Raw genomic sequence first — 21,419 nt, forward strand, 5'->3', positions numbered from 1 at the left:
TGCATGATGGATATTCATTACCTATATAAAAGTCTAATAAGATAAAATTAAAATTGAAAGAAACAAAAGCATATATCTTCATTATTAGGAAATCAATTTGTTACTAAAAAACTGGCTAGTAGTTGAATGCTAACATTTTGCTAACATCTTCCCGACGCACTCCCATAAAAAACGGTAAATCAACGTTAAAGATGTTACAGTAAGCATTATCCAAACCGTTGATTTACCGCAATTTTTTCACTCGATGTTAACCATATTACACTCTAGCAACCTATGGGCGGTATGATGTAAGGTTTTAAGCCTTCATCTTGAGAAATAAGTTAATACTATTTCTCACCCATTATGACTAGTCATGTAAATGATTATTTTTTTAAAGTATAGACTACTTCCTGATATTTAGGAGGTAGTCTTTTTGTGTTGAGAAATATGCCTTTCAGGTTCTTGAACGATAGACATTTAAAACAGACTTTACTTGGGGAGTTTTGTAATAATAAAAGAAGTGTGGAGAAGATTTACTTGTGTTTTCCGTCCTCTGACATTTCAAAATAGGTCTCACTAAGCATTAGTATAGAAAAGAATTGTTATGCAGCAGTTTAGCTCATTGTTCTGGCATTGGTAAAGTAGGTTTACTAGAATAAGACGCTTTTTTTAGTAAATTAATGAGCAGCAGGAAGGACAAAAACCATCTCGTGTATAATTAAACCATAATACAGGAAAAGTGAACGCGGATCTTACTATAACCAAGGGGGAAATAGAATGCGGAAAATCATCTTATCGACCGAAAGTGGTGCTGACATCCCGGGGGATTTAGCTGAAAAATACGATATTCAAGTCGTTCCGATGCACATCATTATGGATGGAAAAGATTATTTAGATGGTGATCTGCCGGTCCAGAAGATTTATGAATACTACGGACGTACGAAGAAAATACCCTCTACTACCTCCACAAATGCTCATGAGTACCAAGAGTTCTTTACAAATATAAGAGGAAATTTTCCTGATTGCATCATTGTACATATTGGCTATACATCAAAAGCTTCATCTTCTTTTCAAAATGCTGTCATTGCTGTGGAAGAATTTGAAGACATTTTTCTAATTGATGCCTTGAACGTTACTGGAGGATTAGCGGCGATTGTACTGTATGCCGCTGAGTTATTAGAAAAAGAACCACACATTGACCCGGAGCATTTAGTTGAAAAAATAGAGTCAATTGTTCCTAAGTCAAGACTGGCTTTCATCCCAGGCAGTCTTGAGTTCCTTAAAGCGGGAGGACGAGTAAGCAATATGGCTTCTCTGATTGGAACTTTGTTGAAAATAAAGCCATGTATAGAGTTGAAGGATGGAAAGCTGATGTCGACCAAAAAGTACCGCGGGAAAATGGGTGGAGCTGCTGAAAAACTCTTGAGTGATTACTTAAATCATTTCAACATCGATAGAAAGCAGCTTTATTTTATTTACTCAGCAGGGCTTGATGAAAGAATTATGCAGCGAATGGATGAGCTTGCAAAAGAAAGTGGTTTCCACAATATAAGATGGATCCAAGCGGGTGGTATGATTTCGACTCATTCTGGTGCTGGGGGCTTCGGCGTAGCAGGATTAGAGCAATAGTACAGAAGACTATATGCCAAAGGACATCATATTGGAATTCTCAATGAAAAGCTTATATTTTTGTACATGTCATTAAAGATACTACACACTTTAAACTTACGGTCGGCATGATAGATAAGCCACTTCATCCCTCGATACATATGGTTTTTTAAAGAGGCAATTCTTAGAATAGCCTCTTTTATTGGGGGGATAACATATGGTATACGGATCAAATAATCATCAACTCGGAGCCGAATTAATCTTCCTCCATAAAGTGCTTCGGCTTATTCCTAATCTCTTCGCGGTGCTTTCTTTATTTTGTCCTTCTTCCTCTAAGACAGCTTGAATGATATAGTAATTAATCTCATCTAATGTTTTGTTAAGTGGTATTGAAGACACTTTAGGTGGATTCACCATAGAAGTTCGTGTCTCTTGTGATAATATTTTTTTTACTAGATCTTTAGATATATAAGATCCTTCTGCTAGAAGAACAAGTTCTCTCAGCACGCGATGAAGCTGATCTAAATTGTTCTCCCAAGTAAATTCTTTCATAAATTCTAGTGCTTCTTGTTCAAAGCCAATGATTTGCTTGCCCATTGAGGTGTTAAGTTTATTGATATATAAAGCAAGAATACTGGGCAAATCAGAGATTCGCTCGCGAAGAGCCGGTAAAAATAACTGCAGACAAGAAAGTTTATATTTTAAAGAATGGATGATTTCATCATTGTTTAAGGTATCGTTAAGCGTTGCTGAAAAAATTAAACGGTTCCGCTGTGCGAGATTTGATTGCGAAAAGAACTCAAACAGTTTGTTAAACTGTTTTGGATCGAGCGCAATAATTTCCTTAAAATAGATCGTTGTTTGTACATTGTATAATGGCGAATTATAATGCGACAGCAGGGAATTCCACTGCTGTTCATTAATCGTTGCGCAATCTATTGTATAAAGGGGATTATTATTAAAAGGCCCCTTTTTGTAAATAATAGATGCTGCTTTTTCCTTCCCTGTCCCACTTTCTCCAATAATTAAGATAGGAAGATGCGTACGGCTATATTCCTCTATTTGCTTTCGAACCATCCCGATAAAATTTGCGCTGCTATAATCATCGTCGTATATAGTTTGATCTGCAGAATCTAAGTTATAGATTGAAAAAACATCCTCTTGAATAAGAGGTGCATCTTTCTGAGTGATTTTAATCAAGGTAAATTGTTCGTCATTATGAAAATAAAAATCATTAGTAATGGTAAAGAGAAAGTGATCCACAATGATTTCAAACTTTTGACTCGGAAAAGTTTGAAGCTTTTCAAGATAATCATTTACAGTATTAAAAATAGTATCATGATAATCCAAAGCTGTTATATGAGAGAACCATAACTTTCCATTTTCATTATAGATCAGAAAGTTATCGAAATGGCTTGTGGAAATCTGCTTAAAAATTTCTTTTTCCTTATGAAGCGGCCGCAGTGATTGAACAAGCTGAATAGCTCTATTAAATGAGGAAGCTGCACTTTCATTTCCTGAAGAGATAAGGATGGAATTTAATCCAATCTCCTCCGCTACAGTGGAGCCAATTCGATCACTTACAACTAGATCGTATTGGTGCTCTTTTAATCTTCTAAGGATAGGTTCGACATCTTCTTCGCTCTCAAAAGTAATGATATCCAGCTTGTATTGAAGCAGATCGGATAGCAATTTTGCACGCTCCGTTATGGTTGAGAAACCTACTACTGCAAACCTGGCATCATACAACTCTGCCATTTTAATCGCGCGCAGCACATCGTAAACGGATATGGATATTTCAATTACAGGGATTTCTACAGCAGCTCGAAGTAACTCAGCGGTCCCGCCCCGGGATATGATCGCGTCAAAGTTTTCATCTGCGTGTTTCTTTGCCAATTGAACCCCTTCACTTAAGTCACCGACTTCTATTGTAAGCATGACGTCGTCGCGTTTCATTGAAATGGAGCGTAAAATTTCGGCTAATCCCTCATAAGGCGCAATTGCCAATAGTTTCACTTTGTTCATTAACCAAGACTCCTTCATTTAATATTACTAATAGTATAAAAATAAAAAAGAAATAAAACAATGAAAACGTTTCAAATTTAAACGTTTTTTTATTTTTATCGGGTTGAAACGAAACGGAAACTGAAAGATACTAGAAATGTAAAGAGTTTTCTAAGTAATTCTAAATGAAGATTAAATAGATGTTTCAAAATGAAACGATTGAGAAAGGGGTTTTAAAATATGGGCTTTCAATTGACAATACCTGCAAATTTATATGGTGGCAGCGGAAGTTTACATGAACTCTCAAATATATTGAAAAAGGAATCAGCAAGGAAGGTCATTGTTTATACGGATAAAGGCATTAGAAATGCCGGCCTGGTCGATGAGCTTTGCAAAGTGTTAGAGGAAACAGGTGTAGAGTTTAATGTATACGATGACATTAAACCAGAGCCTAGTTATATAGAGGTTGAGAAGATTCAGGAAGAAACAAAAAATGCTCAAGCTGATTTAATTATTGGCTTTGGCGGAGGAAGCGTTATGGACGCAGCTAAATTATGCTCTGTCTTAATTGGTGCCACTTACAGCGTGAAAGATTTACTTGATACACCACAAATAGCTGCGAAGAAAATCAAAACCATTATGATTCCTACAACGTGCGGAACAGGTTCTGAAGCTACTTGTAATGCAATCGTTGCTGTGCCAGAGGAAAAGGTGAAAAAGGGAATCGTGAATAATGAAATGATTCCGGATTATGTTATTTTAGATCCGCAGCTGATTCGAAATCTGCCTAAACAAATCATTGCTGCTACTGGTGTAGATGCTCTTGCACATGCGGTAGAATGCTATACGTCAAATAAAGCTACACCGTTTTCCAATGTGTATGCACTTGAAGGGGCAAAGCTCATTTTTGAGAATATTAGACAAGCATACAATGAGCCAGAGAATATGAAAGCAAAAGAGGCCATGTTAATAGGAGCATTCTACGGCGGAGTTGCGATTACCGGAAGCGGCACGACTGCAGTCCATGCCTTGTCATATCCTTTGGGAGGCAAATATCATATTCCTCATGGCGTTTCCAATGCGATTCTTTTTGAAACCGTTATGAATTTCAACAAAGATGCGTGTGCTGATCAGCTCGCTGACATATGTGATGCGATTAATCCTTCTTATTCAGATAAAAGTGTTAATGAAAAAGCACAATATGTCATCGATGAAATTGCAGACATCGTAAAAGTAACCAATATACCAGTGAATTTAAATGAATTTGGTATTCAAAAAGATGATCTGGAATTTTTGGTTCAGGCTGGCAGCGAACAGAAGAGATTGTTAGTAAACAATAAGAAAGAATTATCAAAAGAAGATATCAGACAAATATATTCAAAAGTAATTGGTTAGGAGATGAGTTATTTTGAATAAAAAACCAATCATCGGAATTACAATGGGAGACCCTGCCGGAAACGGCCCGGAGTTATCGGTAAAAGCTTTGGCGAAATCAGAAGTTTATCAGCAATGTAAACCATTCATTATTGGAGATGCATCTTGCATAGAAGAAGCAATTGGAATACTGCAGCTGGAAAACGAACTTAAAGTGAATTCTCTTAACGATGTAAAACAAGCAAAATATGAGTATGGCGTTATTGATGTACTCGATATGAATCTAGTAGATATGTCCAAAAAAGAATTTGGAAAAGTGCAGGCCATGTGTGGAGAAGCAGCATTTCAGTATGTCACAAAAGCGATCGAGCTTGCTGTTAATGAAGAAATTGATGGGACCGTAACGAATGCTTTAAATAAAGAGGCAATGAACTTAGCTGGCCATCATTATTCAGGTCATACTGAAATATATGCTGATTACACTTATACCAAAAGCTACTCGATGATGCTGGCTCACGATAGTATGCGGGTTGCTCATGTTTCGACACACGTTTCCCTGCGCGAGGCATGTGACAGAGTGAAGAAAGATCGCGTGCTGGAAGTCATCCGTCTCGCTGATGAAGCTTGTAAAAAATTAGGGATTGAAAGACCAAAGATCGGCGTAGCGGGATTAAACCCTCATGCAGGTGAGAATGGATTATTTGGCCGAGAAGAAATAGAAGAAATTCAGCCGGCAATTGAACAGGCGATGAAGGAAGGTATCATCATTCCAGATGAACAGTCTGTTCCATCTGATACGATCTTTTCAAAGATGGCTGGCGGCTGGTATGACATTGTGGTTGTCATGTATCACGATCAAGGTCATATACCAATTAAATTAAAAGGGTTCGTTTTCAATAAAGAATTAAATAAATGGGATGCTGTCTCAGGTATAAACATTACGTTAGGTCTTCCTATCGTTCGCGTCTCTGTTGATCACGGCACTGGATTTGACCAAGCTGGCAAGGGTACGGCAAGTCCGGTTAGTCTGCTGAATGCAATTGAATACGCTACTTTATACGCCAACAATAGATAGGAGAAAAAAATGGTAAAATTACTGATTATCGCTGACGATTTTACCGGAGCTCTTGACACTGGTATTCAATTTGCAGAAAAGGGGATTTCTACACAGGTTTTCAGTAACTTTAATTTTAAAATGGATGAAATCCCCTCAAATACAGAGGTTTTGGTCATAGACACTGAATCTAGACCTCTATCAAAAGAAGCGGCTTATGAATCTGTTAGGAAGATTTCGGATTGGGCGAGAGAACAAGGAATTGAGATGATCTTCAAGAAAACGGATTCGGCCCTTCGCGGGAATATTGGATCAGAGCTCCAGGCTGTTTGCGACTCTTACCCAGATGAAACACTTTTCTTTATACCTGCGCATCCTGAAATTGATCGAGTGATAAAAGAGGGAACGAGTTATATTTCAGGTCAATTATTAGAACACAGTGTATTTGGCAAGGATCCTTTTGAACCAGTCACAAAATCATTTATACCCGATATTATTAAGGATCAAAGCGACATTGCTGTGGATGTGATCACCAGTGAAGAAGCAATCGACTGGGATACAATTAATCAAACTAGCATTCTAGTGTGTGACTCGAGCACTGTAGATGATATAGATAAACGTTTGAATGAATTAATGCAAAATAATACAGTGAAATATTTTGCTGGGTGTACTGCGCTGGCAGATCGATTAGCGAATATCCTTTCCTTTAATCGTACGGAAACGGCATCTTATCGGAAAACAGAAGGACTGTATATAGCATGCGGCAGTCTCAATAAGATAACGGGAAAACAATTGGATTATGCTGAAAAGCACGGTTTTAATCGTAAGCGCTTAACCCTTCGGCAAAAAAGCCCAATGAATTATTTTAATAGCCCAGAAGGAAAAACATTTATTAAAGAGCTGCTGGAAATCAGTCAGGAAAATAACAAAGTCATAGTTGATACATTCGAGGACGTCATAAATGAAAATGAAAAAGACAATAAACCTCAAGAAAGTCTAAGATTCGCTATTGCCGAAGCTCATGGACATCTTGCTGAAGAAATCATGAATAGCGAGAAGGATTGCACCATTTTGATGACAGGCGGCGATACGCTGATGGGTTTCTTAAATGTAATCGGATCCACGAAAATTAAACTATTATGCGAAATCGAGAAGGGTGCTGTTTTATCCATTATTGAACATAATGGGAAAGAACAGCAAGTCATATCCAAATCAGGCGGCTTCGGCACTGAAGATGTTTTTTGCAGAATAGCTGATAAGATTCTGAAATAAAAAAGGAGTGTTTTCATATGAAAAACATTAAATTAGAAGGAATTATTTCCCCGATCTTAACACCAATGAAACAGGACGAAAGTGTAAATTTAGAAGAGCTGGGAAACCAAATTGATCGGCAAATTGACGGTGGGGTACACGGGATCTTTCCTTTTGGAACGAATGGGGAGGGTTATATCCTAAGTGAGGCTGAAAAAGTCGAAGTTTTAGAATATACCATTGATAAGGTGAAAGGCCGTGTTCCTGTATACGCTGGTTCTGGACTGATCTCTACTAAAGATACAGTGCGAATGAGTGTAAAGGCACAGGAATTAGGAGCCGATATTCTATCAATTATTACTCCTAGTTTTGCTCTAGCTTCTCAGAAAGAACTTTACGATCATTTTGTTGAAGTAGCGAAACATGTAGACGTACCAATTGTTCTATATAATATCCCTGCTCGTACTGGAAATAAACTCTTGCCGGAAACAGTGGCTAAATTAGCGAAAGATGTAGATGTGATTGTAGGGGCGAAAGATTCAAGCGGTGACTGGGACAATCTGAAAGCTTATATTCATCAGACAAGAGAATTAGAGAAAGATTTTTATGTTCTATCAGGTAATGATTCTCTTATTCTGCCTTGCTTAAAAGAAGGCGGTACTGGTGGTATTGCTGGCTGTTCTAATGTGTACCCTCAAGTACTGTCTTCCATCTATAATCTGTTCAAACAAGGAAAATTAGAAGAAGCGCAAATGGCACAAGATTCCATTGCCAGTTTCCGTTCGGTATTCCAATACGGAAACCCTAACACTGTAGTGAAAAAAGCAGTATCATTACTAGGTTATCCAGTTGGAGATTGCCGCCGTCCTTTCAATTATCTAAGTGATGAAGGCGTTGCAGCGTTAGAAAAAGTATTGAGCGAAAATAAAGAAAGAGGCATGAATTAATATTTTTATATAAATGGACCCGATCCAAATAAGAGGAGGTACAGCATGAAATTTGTTATGACACAAGCAGTTACATCTGAAGGGATGGAACTGCTTGACGGTATAGCTGATATTTATGTTGCAGATAATCAAGACCCCAATAATTACTTAGATGAGATGAAAGATGCTGATGCCTTAATTGTGCGAATTGCAAAGTGCGATGGAAACGCTATCGAGAATAGTCCGAACTTAAAGGTAATCGGCCGTACTGGTGTTGGTTACGATACTGTGGACGTCGAAACGGCAACCAAGCATGGAATTCCTGTGGTAATAACACCCGGAGCTAACAACCGCAGTGTTGCTGAACACGCAGTTGCTTTAATGTTTTCCTTAGCGAAAAATTTATTTGAAGGGCAAGTAGAGTTGGTCGCCGGAAATTGGGAAGTGCGGGGACTGAAGAAGGCTTTTGAATTACAAGGGAAAACAGTAGGGATCATTGGGTTAGGTTCCATTGGACAAGAAACAGCAAAAATTTGTAAAGGGATCGGTATGAATGTTGCTGGATACGATCCTTTCTTAAAACCAGAGGATGCCGAAAAAATGGGCATTGAATACTTTGGAGATTATCGGAAATTGCTGGAGGAATGTGATATTGTTTCTGTACATGTTCCTCTTACGAAAGAAACCGAAAATATGATATCAAAAAAAGAACTATCAACGATGAAAAAAACAGCACTCATTATCAATACAAGCCGCGGCGGAATTGTAAATGAAGGCGACTTAGTGGAAGCGCTTAATAATGGAACGATTGCAGGAGCTGGCTTTGATGCATTCTGTAATGAACCACTAGGGGCAGATGATCCTTTGTTACATTGTCCTAATTTAGTGCTTAGTCCGCACTCGGCGGCCCAAACTCGTGAAGCGGTAATAAAGATGGCTACATCATGTGTAGAAGGATGTCTGGCAATCGTTAATGGCAAAAAGTGGCCATATGTTGCAGACCCAGCCGTCTATAACCATCCAAAATGGGAAGGTACTGAGTGGGAAGAAGTATAGATTTTAATAGTAGGAGAATACAGGTGCAAAATGTATTTGTATTCTCTCTGAAACTTATAGAAAAACCTAATTTCCAGCTAGTATCTTAACTAAAAGGAGGCTGCACAATGGACTCGAGTTATATTGCGATAATCATATCGATTATAACAATAATACTATTCATTTCTAATAAATTGCCAATGAGTGTAATAGCTATTTTTGGTTCCTTAGCAATGGCGTTCTTTATTCCTGAAATGGAATTATCCTCTGTATATTCAGGTTTTAGTTCACCAGGCTGGCCAATGGTAGTCGGGATGCTGATTGTCAGCGATGCATTATTTGAAACAGGTGTTGCTCAAAAAATTGGGCAAAGAATAGGCAACAGTTTCTTGGCAAAAACGGAAAGACGTTTTATCATAACTGTCGCTATTATTTGTACTGTAATGTCTGCATTTATGAGTAATAATGGTTCAGTTGCGATTTGGATGCCAATTATCGCTGCTGTTGCTGCAGGATCATTGGGACGTATCCGCTCGAAAATGGTTATATTTGTAGCAGGAACAGCTGCTGTTATTGGTGGAGGAAGCACGCTGATTGGATCAACATCGCAGCTTTCAGCAAATGCTATTCTCCAAGGGTATGAAGGTTTTGAAGCGGGAATGGCCATGTTTGATATGACGAAAGTCATGCTTCCTGTTGCTATTGTACAAATTCTTTATTGGGCAACGATTGGTTACCCAATTTTAAAATGGGCTTTAAAACCAGAGAGTCCAGACTTTGATAAAGGGAATGCATACGCCACCGCTTCACAAGATGTACTTCAAGATAAAGCTGACGGTGTACCTAAGTGGAAAGGCAGAGTTGTCTTATATACGATGATTCTTTGTATTGTACTCTTCTTGATTGCTGGCTTTGAACCATTTAATAACTATTTGAATATTGGAATTATAGGTCTGGTTGGAGCAATGATTGTATTAGGATCTAAGGCTGTGTCTGCAAAGAAAGCGTTTGCTAATCTACCTTGGGACATATTAATTACAATAGGTGTCATTTCCGGATTAGGAGCTGGTTTAGATGCTTCAGGCGGCGGGGAACTTATTGCAAACTCTGTTCTATCCCTATTTGGTGGAGAAACTGCCTCTATTGCAGTATTAACAGTTGTCATTATCGTATTGACAAGTATCTTGACGAACATCATGCAGAACAATGCGGCAGCTGCAATGCTTACGCCAATTGTCATTTCAATAGCGTTTTCTCTAGGTATTAGTCCACTTCCTTGGGTTATTGTTATTGCAGCTTGTTCGAATTTAGCGATTGCCACTCACTATGGTACAGCGGTAAATATGCAAATTCTTCCTGCAGGATATAAATTCATGGACTTTGTTAAAATTGGCGGACCGTTATTAATTCTATTAATCATAACGTTAAGCATCAGTACTTTGTGGGTCTTTTTCTAAGAAAAGTACAATACTTTTAATCTTTAACTTAAATAAAACCATGGAGCTTTCTAAGAGTCAGTTTTCGTTGTGAGAACTGGCTCTTTTCATTTTATTCCGGAATGATTTATATAAGGTTTTTTTCATTTTTTATGGAAGGATATTACTTCTAATCTATTGAATATAAAAAGTTTAGAAAGGTTAATCGATCTTCCTATCTTTATGATTATTTTCAATATGGAGTGGTTCACTTGAAATGGACAGATTTTACAAATGAATGGCAGGAATGTTTTCAAATAGCATGGGAGTCGTTCCAAGAAGGTTCTAAACCGGTCGGGGCAATAGTCTTTGATGACAAAGGGAATATTGTTTCAAGAGGGAAATGTGCGACGTTCAATCAATTATCGAATACGGTTATATCCCATAATGAATTGGCACATGCAGAGGTAAATGCATTATTAGAACTAGACAACAGAATACATAAGAATGTTAATTCTTATGTATTATACTCAACTTTAGAACCGTGTCCATTATGTTTTAGTGCATTTTACATGAGTGGAATACGCAATCTTAAATATGCTGCGAAGGATAAATATGGCGGCAGTACAAATTTAAAAGATACAACACCATATCTAAGCAGAAAGCCAATAAATATAGAGGGACCAATCATGTATCTTGAACAATTATCAATCCTCCTTAATGTGTACTTTGATTTAAGTATTGATTACGAAAAAGCGAAGCCTGTTCACCAATTAATGTCAGAGGATTACCCGCAGATCATTAAAATGGCGGAAGAGTGGGTGGAGGCAGAAAAATTAAAGAACGCACGGAATTTAAAAATTGAGGATGTATTCGAGATGTTTATAAAAGACTTTCATCAAATTATGCAAGTCTAATTTATGTCTGAAGAGGTTCTAATTAATAAGGAAGCTTCCCATGAGTTTTGTGGCAGGCTTCTTTTTTTCTGCGCAAGTACATCAGCAAAATGTTATTAGCAAAACCCTCGTAATTGACAGCTTTAATAACTAGTTCCCCTTATGCTTCTCTTCCTCCTTTCCCTTAATGAAATACAGCTCAAGTCGTAGTAAACAATCAGTCTTAAACATCTGTACCCAATAAATACCATTTCGTATGATTACTACAGCATTATGAATTATCATCATGGAACCTAATAGAGCAGTTAGAAGAAAAAGTGTTGAAGGGGAAAGCTCGAATCCAGACAAAGGTGAAGGAGGGAGAGAAGTTAATGTTTCTAAAAATGATCAAGAACGATTTCAACCGAAATAAGCTGGTTACGATCACGGTCTTCTTATTTATTACAATGGCTGTTATTTTGGCAGCCAGTGCAACTAATAACATTGCCAATCTGATTCAGGGGATATCAAGTTTTCAGGAACGTGCAGTGCCAGCAGACATTACGGTGATGCATGCCGGGGATTTTGATCAGGCAGAGATCGATCGATTCACCGAACTATATCGTGACCATATTGCAATGCAGGAAACAATGGTGCTTCAGAATATTGATGGAAGCAATATTCATTTCGGTCAAAATCAAACGATGGCCGGAACGATACAGGATATTTCTTTTGTGGTGCAAAATAAGAATTTTGATTTTATCTTAGATCTTGATAATGAAATGCTGGATGTAAAGCAAGGTTCTGCAGCTGTTCCGATCTATTTTATGGAACAATATGATTTAAAAATAGGCGATCATATTGCAGTGAAAAGCGGCGGGTATGAGAAAGAGTTTCTCATTTCAGATTATGCAAGGGATTTTGAGATGAATTCTCCTCTTACTTCTTCGAAAAGATTTGTGATTCATCAGGATGACTATAATGAAATGCTGAAAATGCAGGCTGGGGAATTGGAATTTCTGATTGAATTTAAGCTGAATGAAACTGGTGATTCTGCTGCTATTCAAAATGCCTATCAGGAGGCTGGCCTTCCGGCAAACGGTCCGATCATTGAAGGAAAGATCTTTATGTTGTTTAATGCCATGTCGGATATGATTATTGCGCTTGTTATTATATTGATCAGTATTCTTCTTATCGTGATTGCTTCACTTTGCATCCGGCTTACATTTCTGGCAACGATTGATGAGGATATTAGAGAAATCGGTGTGATGAAAGCCATAGGGCTAGCCAAAAAAAATATTCAAAAGGTCTATCTTAACAAATACAGATTCATTTCCGCAGCTGCCGGTATGGCTGGGTATCTCATTTCCTTTGCTGTCGTAAATCTATTAAACAGTCATATGAGACTCTATATTTCCTCTGATTTAACAGGGAGTTTAAAATACATCCTTTCGCTTATAGCTCCATTGCTTGTCTATTTCATGATTGTGATGTACTGCAAATCAATACTGAAAAGAATCGATAAGATCTCGGCAGTGGAGGCGTTGCGTGGAGATATCACGGAGTCCGGAAAGACTCGGAAATACAGCTTTCCGCTGCTAAATAACAAGTTCTTCAGCACGAATATTTACATGGGACTGAGGGATATAGCAAAGCGCTTCAGGCTATATAGGCTGCTGTTGGTTATTTTTATTATATGTACATTTATTATCATACTCCCTGTAAATATTTATAACACGATCCATTCACCTCAGTTCTCCACCTATATGGGGATCGGAAAACAGGACGTGAGAATCGATCTTCGAAGAACGGATACCATTACAGAAGACTTTATCAAGCTGCAGGAAGAGTTGAAAAATGATCATGATATAGAAAAGTTTGCACCCTATATGACAAGCTCTTACCAGGTGAAAAACGCAGACGGTTCCTGGAACTCTATGAATATTGAAACAGGGGATTTTTCTTTGTTTCCATTAACATTTCTGGAAGGCAGGGCACCGGAGAGAGAAGGAGAAATAGCGTTATCATTTGCAAATGCTGCAAAAGACGGATTAAACAAGAAAGTGGGAGATGAAGTAACTGTCAGGACTGGCGGGAAGGAGCAGATGCTAACCGTTACGGGGATCTATCAGGATATTACGAACGGAGGAAAAACGGCAAAGGCGCATAGCAGTCTTGGCGTAAATGAAGAAGCTGTTCTTTGGTATATTGTCAGTCTGGATTTGGCTGAAGGCGTTAATATACAGGAGAAAATGGACTACTACCAAAATGCTTATAGCTCAGCACAGGTAAATGATATTGAAGAATATACGCAGCAGACGCTTGGGAATATCATCGATCAGTTGGGTATCGTGGTAATCGGCGGAATATCCATCGCTATGATCATAGCTGTTTTAATTACGGCATTATTCCTTCGAATGCTCTTATCAAAAGATATGTCTCAGATTGCCATTATGCGAAGTGTGGGAATAACGCTGAAACAAATTCGCCATCAGTACATGGCAGGAACTTTAATGGTACTGCTATTGGGGATCACAATAGGTGTTCTCGCTTCGGATTTCCTAGGTGAATGGCTTGTAAGTTTGGCTATGTCTACTATGGGAGCGGCAAGAATTGAATTTGTTCAGGTATTATGGCAGACGTGGCTTCTTTGTCCTTTAGCACTGCTTATAGCCGTTGGATTTACAATATATGTATCTTGTAGGGTTGCTGTAAAAGGTGATTTATCGGTTGTTTTAAGAGGTTGATATTGCTATGGGAAGGGAGAGGTATGTCTTTTACACTTTGTGATTGGAAAATGTGTTGCGATGAGGGGGAAACACCCCTGTGGAATCCAGAAACTAGAAATTGGTGTCGCGGAAAGGGGGGAAACACCCCTGTGGAATTCAGAATCTAGAAATTGGTGTCGCGATAAAGGGAGAAACACCCCCGTAGAATCCAGAAACTAGAAAATGGTGTCACGAAAAGGAGAGAAACACCCCTGTGAAATCCAGAAACTAGAAAATAGTGTCGTGGAAAGGGGAGAAACACCCCCGCGTAATCCAGAAACTAGAAAATAGTGTCGTGAAAAGGGGAGAAACACCCCCGCATAATCCAGAATCTAGAAAATAGTGTCGCGGAAAGGGGAGAAACACCCCTGTGAAATCCAGAAACTAGAAAATAGTGTCGTGGAAAGGGGAGAAATACCCTCGTAGAATCCAGAATCTAGAAAATAGTGTCGTGAAAAGGAGAGAAACACCCCACAATAATCTCAGGACGCAAAGAAAAAATGAATGGGAGGAATCATAGATGACCAATATACTTGAAGCAAGCGAGATGACCAAAACCGTAGAGTTAGGGAAGGGGAATGAGATTCAGATCTTAAAGGATATAAACCTGACGATAGAAAAAGGCGAGTTTGTATCGGTTATGGGGCCATCCGGAAGCGGGAAATCAACACTGTTATACAATATCAGCGGAATGGATCGTATTTCGTCTGGCAGTGTGAGGTTTAAAGGCCGCGAGATCAGCAGTCTAAAAGAAGAAGAATTGGCAAAGATCCGACTGAAAAAAATGGGATTTATCTTTCAGGATATCAACCTATTAAAGAACTTGTCCCTGATTGACAACATTATGTTTCATGCACTTGTAACAAAAGGGGCGGATAAAAATGCAATAATTCAAAAAGCAAAAAAACTGATGGAGATGACAGGGATAGAAAAACTTGCAGACCATACGATCACACAAGGTTCTGGCGGACAGCTGCAGAGAGCAGGCATATGCAGGGCATTGATCAATAATCCGGATATCCTTTTTGGAGACGAACCGACCGGAGCCTTAGACAGCAAATCGACAGAAGAGATTATGGCCATTCTGGCTGAGATTAATCAAAATGGAACAACGATCATGCTCGTTACGCACGATGTAAAGGTAGCTGCAAAAACAGAAAGAATCCTGTTTATGGTAGATGGAAAAATCGTTTCTCAGAAGAAAATGAGTAAATATGACGGACAGCAAGACAACAGTAAGAGAAGAGAAGAAAGCATTATGAAATGGTTAGTGGAGAATGGGTTATGATTTTTTTGATATCGGAATAATGTCCTGGAAATTAACTGACCTATGCAGATTCTATAAACGGATTATGAGACTGTCTTCCCAAATACATTAAATGCCTCCCGATCAAAGGGAGGCATTTCTATATCTAATAGGATTAGTTAAAATCCAACAACGGCTCACAGCATTTCTTAAATTTTTTCATACTTCCGCAAATACAATGATCATTTCTCCCTGGCATCTTATAACCAGCATTAATAAGATCTTGGATTCTCTTTTTCTTTACATTGGTTGCGACAATTTGCATTCTTTCATGTGCATATCGGTACGCTTGTTTGTGGCTCTCACAAAAATACTCGACGCAGGATTCGTTATTGGATTTGACTCTGTTGCGAGGACAGCCTCCATGACATAAATGAAGAAATTCACAAGACTTGCATTGGTTTGGTAAGTTGGGCTTTAGATCATGAAAATTCTCCATCAATTCATTTGTAAGCAGATCTTCCAGTGAATCAACTCCAACATTTCCTAATCGGTACTCTTCATGTATAAAGAAATCACATGGGTATGCGTCACCGTTTTGTTCTAAAACAAGGTGTTTGGGACAGGTTTCAAGGTGAGAGCATAGGCCGGCATGCTGATTCAGGTACACTGCTAACATGTCATCAAAGAAACGGATGGATGTCTGAGGCATACCATCGTTATACCACACGTCAAAAATATCGCATAAAAAATCACCATATTGTTTAGGAGTAATCAGAAAAACACCTGGTTTATTAATTTCCTGTGCACGAAAATCCATGCAGGGAATGAACTGAACAAAAGGGAAATTTTGTTGCTGATAAAATTTCATTAGATCAGCTGCTCTTGTAATATTATTCTCATGTAAAACGGTTAGGATATTAAAGTCTGCATTTGCTTCTTTAAGATACTCAATTCCGCGCATTATTCTTTTATAGCTTCCTTTACCAGAACCCGTGACCCGTCTGGCATCATTAATGTCTTCTGGTCCATCCAAGCTTACGCCGACCAGAAAATTATATTCCTTAAAGAATGAAGCCCATTCTGCATTTAGTAACGTACCATTTGTTTGAATGGAATTACTGATAATTGTGTTTCTTGGTGCATATTTTGCTTGTAAGTGAACCACTTTTTTGAAGAAGTCTAATCCTGCTAATAATGGCTCCCCGCCTTGCCATACAAACGATACATACCCTTTTGATATATTCATATATTCAATAATGAATTTTTCTAAAACAGTGTCATCTATACGACCAATATTCTGCGGCATCCCATTGCACTGACTATAGTAACAATAGTCGCATGCTAGGTTACATGCTTCAGAAACGGTTTTCCACATTACGGATGTTAATGCAGGTTTGAGTGTTGCAGTTCCTCCATAAGACATCATCTTCTTCTCCTTTATAAAATCAGGTTAAGAAAAAGGTTAGGTGAATGGAGGGAGTTTGTCTGTGATATTAATCACATGGCTATTGATGAGGTTAAATTTATAAAGTTAAATACGAGTATAAAACAAAGAGACAGGCGCATAAACAACCTGTCTTTTTTAGAGCTTTGTTTACTAGGTATTTAAGTACAGTATGATTCGTTACATCCGCAAACCGCTATCTATAACGGAATATCCAATCACTTATTCTTATACAGCTCAATAATCTGATACATCTGCTCAGCCATAACATCTTGAGCAGCGGTCATTAAATTGCTTAAATGAATTTGCGGCTGAGCCTGCAGCTGAGTTGCCATTTCAGTCACAGCAGCTAATGATACTTCTGTATTCACATTGATTTTTCGTATACCTAGATTGATCGCTTTTAATACTTGATCCTCAGGTGTTCCAGAACCTCCATGCAGAACGAGTGGAATTTGAATGGATTCTGCAATCGTTTTCAGAAGCTGGTGGTCTAATTTCGGCTCGCCTTTATACATGCCGTGTACAGTTCCGATGGATGCGGCAAGGAAATCTACATTGGTTTCTTTAACAAAGGAAATCGCTTCGTCAGGATCCGTTAGTCTTCCGTCTCCTTCTTCCTCATCAGAGAAATCTCCTTTTGCCATTGATCCGATCTCAGCTTCAACAAATACGCCTGCAGCATGTGCCATCTCAACGACATGTTTGGTTGTTTTCACGTTTTCTTCTAAAGAAAGAGCTGATCCATCGTACATAACAGAAGAAAAGCCTGAAGCAATAGCACGTTCAATTGTAGAAATTTCATAGCTGTGATCAAGGTGAAGTGCGACTGGAATTGAAGCTTGATCTGCCATCGATTTTGTAAATGCGGCAAAGGCTTCCAAATTCATATAATCCTTGTATCGTTCACCGTAGGCAATGATAACGCCCTTGTTTGCCCGTTCGCCAGCCTTAATGGCTGCTTGAACAGTTTCAGCATTATAGCAATTAAAAGCGGCAATTGCGCTATTTGTTTCTTCTGCTAGTTGAAGTAACTTTTTTGTTGTAGTAAACATTACAAATCTCCTTGTTATGTAGTTTAATTACAAGAATATCGTAATATATTACTCTATTTTTGTCGATATTTTGAACGAAAAGTGATAAAAATCACTTTTTTCTATTGTGAAAGCGTTTTTTATGTAGTATTATTACTACAAACTTATATGGAGGTGTGTAGATGTTAAGTTTTCAAGAGCGAATTCTTCAAAAAGAAGATTCCCTTACTGCCTCAGAAATAAAAATTATCGATCAACTTAAGAAACACGATAAACCATTTTTATTATCAATGAATGAGCTTTCTTTATTAAGTAATGTAAGCGAACCCAGTATCATCCGCTTATATCGAAAGCTTGGATATACGAGTTATCAAGAGCTGAAGGTTACCTTGGCTCAAGAACTTGCCAATCAGCACTCTAATTTAGCAGGAAATGAAACCGCAATCTTGGAGGAAGATTTAGCTGACACAGTGTTTACGAAAATAGGGGATCAGTTTTCGGCAGCGATGTCGATGACAAGAGAAAAGATTGTAGTACAAGAAATGGAAGAGGCTGTTAAGCTCATCGCTGAAGCTGGACGAATTTTCTTCTTCGGCCAAGGGCTCTCAGGTACGATTGCTGAAGATGGCGCTCATAAGTTTATGAGAATTGGCGGCACTGTTTTGGCAGAGAAAGATCCGCATTATCAGGCGATATATGCAAGCCAAATGACAGAGAATGATGTTGTCATTGCTATTTCGCACTCTGGTGAAACCGTCAACATTATTGAGGTGGTTCATATGGCTAAGTCAAGTGGTGCGACTGTCATTATGATTACGTCAAATGAAAATACGACACTAGCAAAAATGGCGGATATTTTACTTTTGACACAGGCACAAGAAACTGCAACGCGATCGGATGCGATGACAAGCAGACTCGTGCAGCTTGCCTTTTTAGATACTCTTTATACAAGAGTTGTAGCGGTTGGGGGAGAAACCATAAAGAAAGCGGTTAATAAATCAAGATTAGCTGTTACGAAAATGAAAAAATAAAAAAGTGAAACAATTGAAAACGCTATCTGTTCAATGTATTCACTAAAGGGGAAACGTATATGTTAACAGGAAATGCTTTAATTATTGCCTTTATTATTGCTTTAGCTGCACTGTTTTTGCTCATTATTAAATTCAAGTGGGATGCATTTGTCTCTCTTTTAGTTGTTGCCCTAGGTCTTGGATTTGTATCCAGTATACCTGTTCGTGATGTAGCGGGTATTATGGCAAGCGGATTCGGGAGTACTTTAACGGGTGTTGGTATTCTAATTGGTCTCGGAATTATATTTGGTCAGTACTTAGCTGCTTCCGGGGCAATTAGTAAAATTGCTTCGGGAATGCTTAAAGCATTTGGAATTAAAAAATCTCCTTACGCTCTAGCGGCAACATCCATTACCGTATCCATTCCTGTATTTTTTGATGCAGCATTTATTATTTTACACAAATTAATTCAGAGTCTTTCAGTGAAAACAAAGATTTCACTTTCTGCTTTTGTGGCAATCTTAGCAATTGGACTTATTACAGCACATAGCTTAATTATCCCAACTCCAGGTCCATTGGTTGTAGCAGACCAAACAGGTTCTGATATTGGAGTATTCTTCTTATACGGACTTCTTGTTTCAATCCCGGCGGTTCTTGTTGGAGGAGTGATCTATGGGAAGTTTATCGGGAAGCGCATTACAAATGAAGGACGCCTTCATGATTCAGAAGTTTCTGATGAAATGGTTGCAGAAGACAATACTGGCAGAAAAGAAATCTCAACAGGTCTTTCTTTTGCAATGCTGGCTCTTCCGATTGTCTTAATTTTATCAAATACGGTTGTGAACCTATTCTTTGCTGACAATCCTGAACATGCTGTTCCAACGTTCTTTGCCATTATCGGTGATAAAAACGTCGCATTGTTAATTAGTGTGATTGCCGCCATGTTTGTTCTAAAACCTTATATTAAAGAAGATACGAAAACGATTTTCTCAGATGCTTTCGATCAAAGCGGGATGGTTCTTCTTATTACAGGTGCCGGTGGAGCATTTGGAAAAATTGTTCAAGAAACAGGATTAGGCGATTTAATTATTGATTTAATGCAGGGATTAAGTATCCCAGCGTTATTGCTTGCTTTCTTATTCTCACAAATTCTTCGCGCATCCCTTGGTTCTGCAACGGTTGCTCTTGTAACCACATCAGCAATCTTAGGGCCAATGGCTGTAGAGCTTGGTGTATCACCAGTTTTACTAGGATTAGCGATCTGTGCAGGTGGTATTGGGTTATCAATGCCAAATGACTCTGGTTTCTGGGTTGTAAGTAAATTCGGACGCCTATCAATGACAGAAACATTAATGGTATGGAGCCTAGGCGGATTCCTGTCAGGTGTAACTGCATTAACAGTTGTTTATATTTTAAGTATGTTCCAAGGATTTTTACCAGGACTATAAACCTTTTAAATACTCTTTAATAAACTAGAAACGGAGATGACTAGAATGGCAAATAAAGTTGGATTTATCGGATTAGGAATTATGGGATTGCCTATGGTGCGCAACCTTTTGAAAAACGGAAACACTGTAACGGTTTTTGATATAAACAAAGCAGCGGTAGATACTCTAGCGGCAGAAGGAGCTCAGCCAGCTTCTTCGGGCAAAGAAGTAGCAGCGGCAAGTGATGTTGTGATTACGATGCTTCCAAAAGGAGAACATGTTCGCCAAGCGGTATTCGGAGAAAACGGAGTAATGGAAGGCGCACGTGAAGGAGCGATTATCATTGATATGAGCTCTGTCTCACCTGTCGAGTCAAAGGAAATGGCAGACATGGCTGCAAAAGGTGGAGCACGGTTCCTTGATGCGCCAGTGAGTGGCGGAGAACCAAAAGCAATTGATGGAACACTGTCCATTATGGTTGGCGGAGACGAAGAAGCCTTTGAATCTGTGAAAAATGTACTTCTTGCAATGGGTACAGATATCGTACGTGTAGGAGATTCAGGCTGCGGAACAACTGCGAAGCTGGCGAATCAAATTATCGTAAACTTAAATATTGCAGCCGTGTCCGAAGCGCTGATTTTAGCAGCAAAAGCGGGAATTGATCTTGAAAAGATGTACCAGGCAATCCGCGGAGGACTTGCTGGAAGTACGGTTATGGATGCAAAAATTCCAATGATTTTAGAACGTAATTTTAAAGCGGGCGGCCGTGTGGATATCAACATGAAAGACTTAACAAATGTAATGAATACAGCTCATGAACTGGCTGTTCCGCTCCCTCTTTCCAGCCAGCTGCTTGAAATTTTCCATAGTTTAAAAGCGGATGGCAAAGAAGCACTAGACCATTCAAGCATTGTTCAGCATTATGAAAAGCTTGCGAACATCGAAGTTTCTAAAGAGGTGAAATAA

At 38.6% G+C, this 21,419-nt stretch carries 16 protein-coding genes; 13 read left to right on the forward strand and 3 right to left on the reverse strand.

Features of this window, described 5'->3' with window-relative positions:
• Positions 1-756 precede the first annotated feature (756 nt).
• Complete coding sequence (locus J1899_RS02230) at positions 757-1,608, forward strand: DegV family protein (protein ID WP_214477238.1); 852 nt, start codon at positions 757-759, stop codon at positions 1,606-1,608.
• A gap of 219 nt (positions 1,609-1,827) precedes the next feature.
• Here J1899_RS02230 and J1899_RS02235 read toward each other — a convergent pair whose 3' ends face one another.
• Entirely contained in the window at positions 1,828-3,612 is a 1,785-nt protein-coding gene (locus J1899_RS02235) for a sigma-54-dependent Fis family transcriptional regulator (protein ID WP_214477240.1), read from the reverse strand.
• Positions 3,613-3,831: 219 nt separating this feature from the next.
• Here J1899_RS02235 and J1899_RS02240 point away from each other — a divergent pair, with 219 nt between their 5' ends.
• From J1899_RS02240 to J1899_RS02280, 9 genes are all read left to right on the forward strand, one after another.
• Complete coding sequence (locus J1899_RS02240) at positions 3,832-4,986, forward strand: iron-containing alcohol dehydrogenase (protein WP_214477242.1); 1,155 nt, start codon at positions 3,832-3,834, stop codon at positions 4,984-4,986.
• A 13-nt stretch (positions 4,987-4,999) separates the two neighbouring features.
• Entirely contained in the window at positions 5,000-6,040 is a 1,041-nt protein-coding gene (gene pdxA, locus J1899_RS02245; RefSeq protein ID WP_343216736.1) for a 4-hydroxythreonine-4-phosphate dehydrogenase PdxA, read from the forward strand.
• Positions 6,041-6,049: 9 nt separating this feature from the next.
• A complete protein-coding gene (locus J1899_RS02250) occupies positions 6,050-7,291 on the forward strand; it encodes a four-carbon acid sugar kinase family protein (RefSeq protein ID WP_214477244.1) in 1,242 nt (413 codons plus the stop codon).
• A gap of 17 nt (positions 7,292-7,308) precedes the next feature.
• A complete protein-coding gene (dapA, locus tag J1899_RS02255; protein ID WP_214477246.1) occupies positions 7,309-8,217 on the forward strand; it encodes a 4-hydroxy-tetrahydrodipicolinate synthase in 909 nt (302 codons plus the stop codon).
• 45 nt (positions 8,218-8,262) lie between these two features.
• Positions 8,263-9,252 (forward strand): hydroxyacid dehydrogenase, encoded by a 990-nt coding sequence (locus tag J1899_RS02260; RefSeq protein ID WP_214477248.1) that lies wholly within the window; start codon positions 8,263-8,265, stop codon positions 9,250-9,252.
• Positions 9,253-9,359: 107 nt separating this feature from the next.
• A complete protein-coding gene (locus J1899_RS02265; protein ID WP_214477250.1) occupies positions 9,360-10,688 on the forward strand; it encodes an SLC13 family permease in 1,329 nt (442 codons plus the stop codon).
• Positions 10,689-10,918: 230 nt separating this feature from the next.
• Positions 10,919-11,563, forward strand: a complete 645-nt coding sequence (locus J1899_RS02270; RefSeq protein ID WP_214477252.1) for a nucleoside deaminase — start codon at positions 10,919-10,921, stop codon at positions 11,561-11,563.
• A 350-nt stretch (positions 11,564-11,913) separates the two neighbouring features.
• Complete coding sequence (locus tag J1899_RS02275; protein ID WP_214477255.1) at positions 11,914-14,268, forward strand: ABC transporter permease; 2,355 nt, start codon at positions 11,914-11,916, stop codon at positions 14,266-14,268.
• A gap of 541 nt (positions 14,269-14,809) precedes the next feature.
• Positions 14,810-15,577 carry an ABC transporter ATP-binding protein gene (locus J1899_RS02280; RefSeq protein ID WP_214477257.1) on the forward strand — a complete coding sequence of 256 codons (768 nt, stop codon included), beginning with the start codon at positions 14,810-14,812 and terminating at the stop codon, positions 15,575-15,577.
• 133 nt (positions 15,578-15,710) lie between these two features.
• On the opposite strand, the gene J1899_RS02285 is transcribed toward J1899_RS02280, so the two are convergent.
• Positions 15,711-16,964, reverse strand: a complete 1,254-nt coding sequence (locus tag J1899_RS02285; protein WP_246586559.1) for an anaerobic sulfatase maturase — start codon at positions 16,962-16,964, stop codon at positions 15,711-15,713.
• 236 nt (positions 16,965-17,200) lie between these two features.
• Positions 17,201-18,037, reverse strand: coding sequence for a class II fructose-bisphosphate aldolase (locus J1899_RS02290; RefSeq protein WP_214477259.1), 837 nt, complete (start codon positions 18,035-18,037; stop codon positions 17,201-17,203).
• A 161-nt stretch (positions 18,038-18,198) separates the two neighbouring features.
• Here J1899_RS02290 and J1899_RS02295 point away from each other — a divergent pair, with 161 nt between their 5' ends.
• The 3 genes from J1899_RS02295 to garR are packed head-to-tail and all read left to right on the forward strand — an operon-like array spanning position 18,199 to position 21,419.
• Positions 18,199-19,047, forward strand: a complete 849-nt coding sequence (locus tag J1899_RS02295) for a MurR/RpiR family transcriptional regulator (RefSeq protein ID WP_214477261.1) — start codon at positions 18,199-18,201, stop codon at positions 19,045-19,047.
• Between the two features lie 59 nt (positions 19,048-19,106).
• Entirely contained in the window at positions 19,107-20,474 is a 1,368-nt protein-coding gene (locus tag J1899_RS02300; RefSeq protein ID WP_214477263.1) for a GntP family permease, read from the forward strand.
• Positions 20,475-20,519: 45 nt separating this feature from the next.
• On the forward strand, positions 20,520-21,419 hold the full coding sequence (gene garR / locus J1899_RS02305; RefSeq protein WP_214477265.1) for a 2-hydroxy-3-oxopropionate reductase: 900 nt from the start codon (positions 20,520-20,522) through the stop codon (positions 21,417-21,419).

This window comes from Cytobacillus gottheilii (genome assembly GCF_018582665.1).
Classification (GTDB): domain Bacteria; phylum Bacillota; class Bacilli; order Bacillales; family Cytobacillaceae; genus Cytobacillus; species Cytobacillus gottheilii.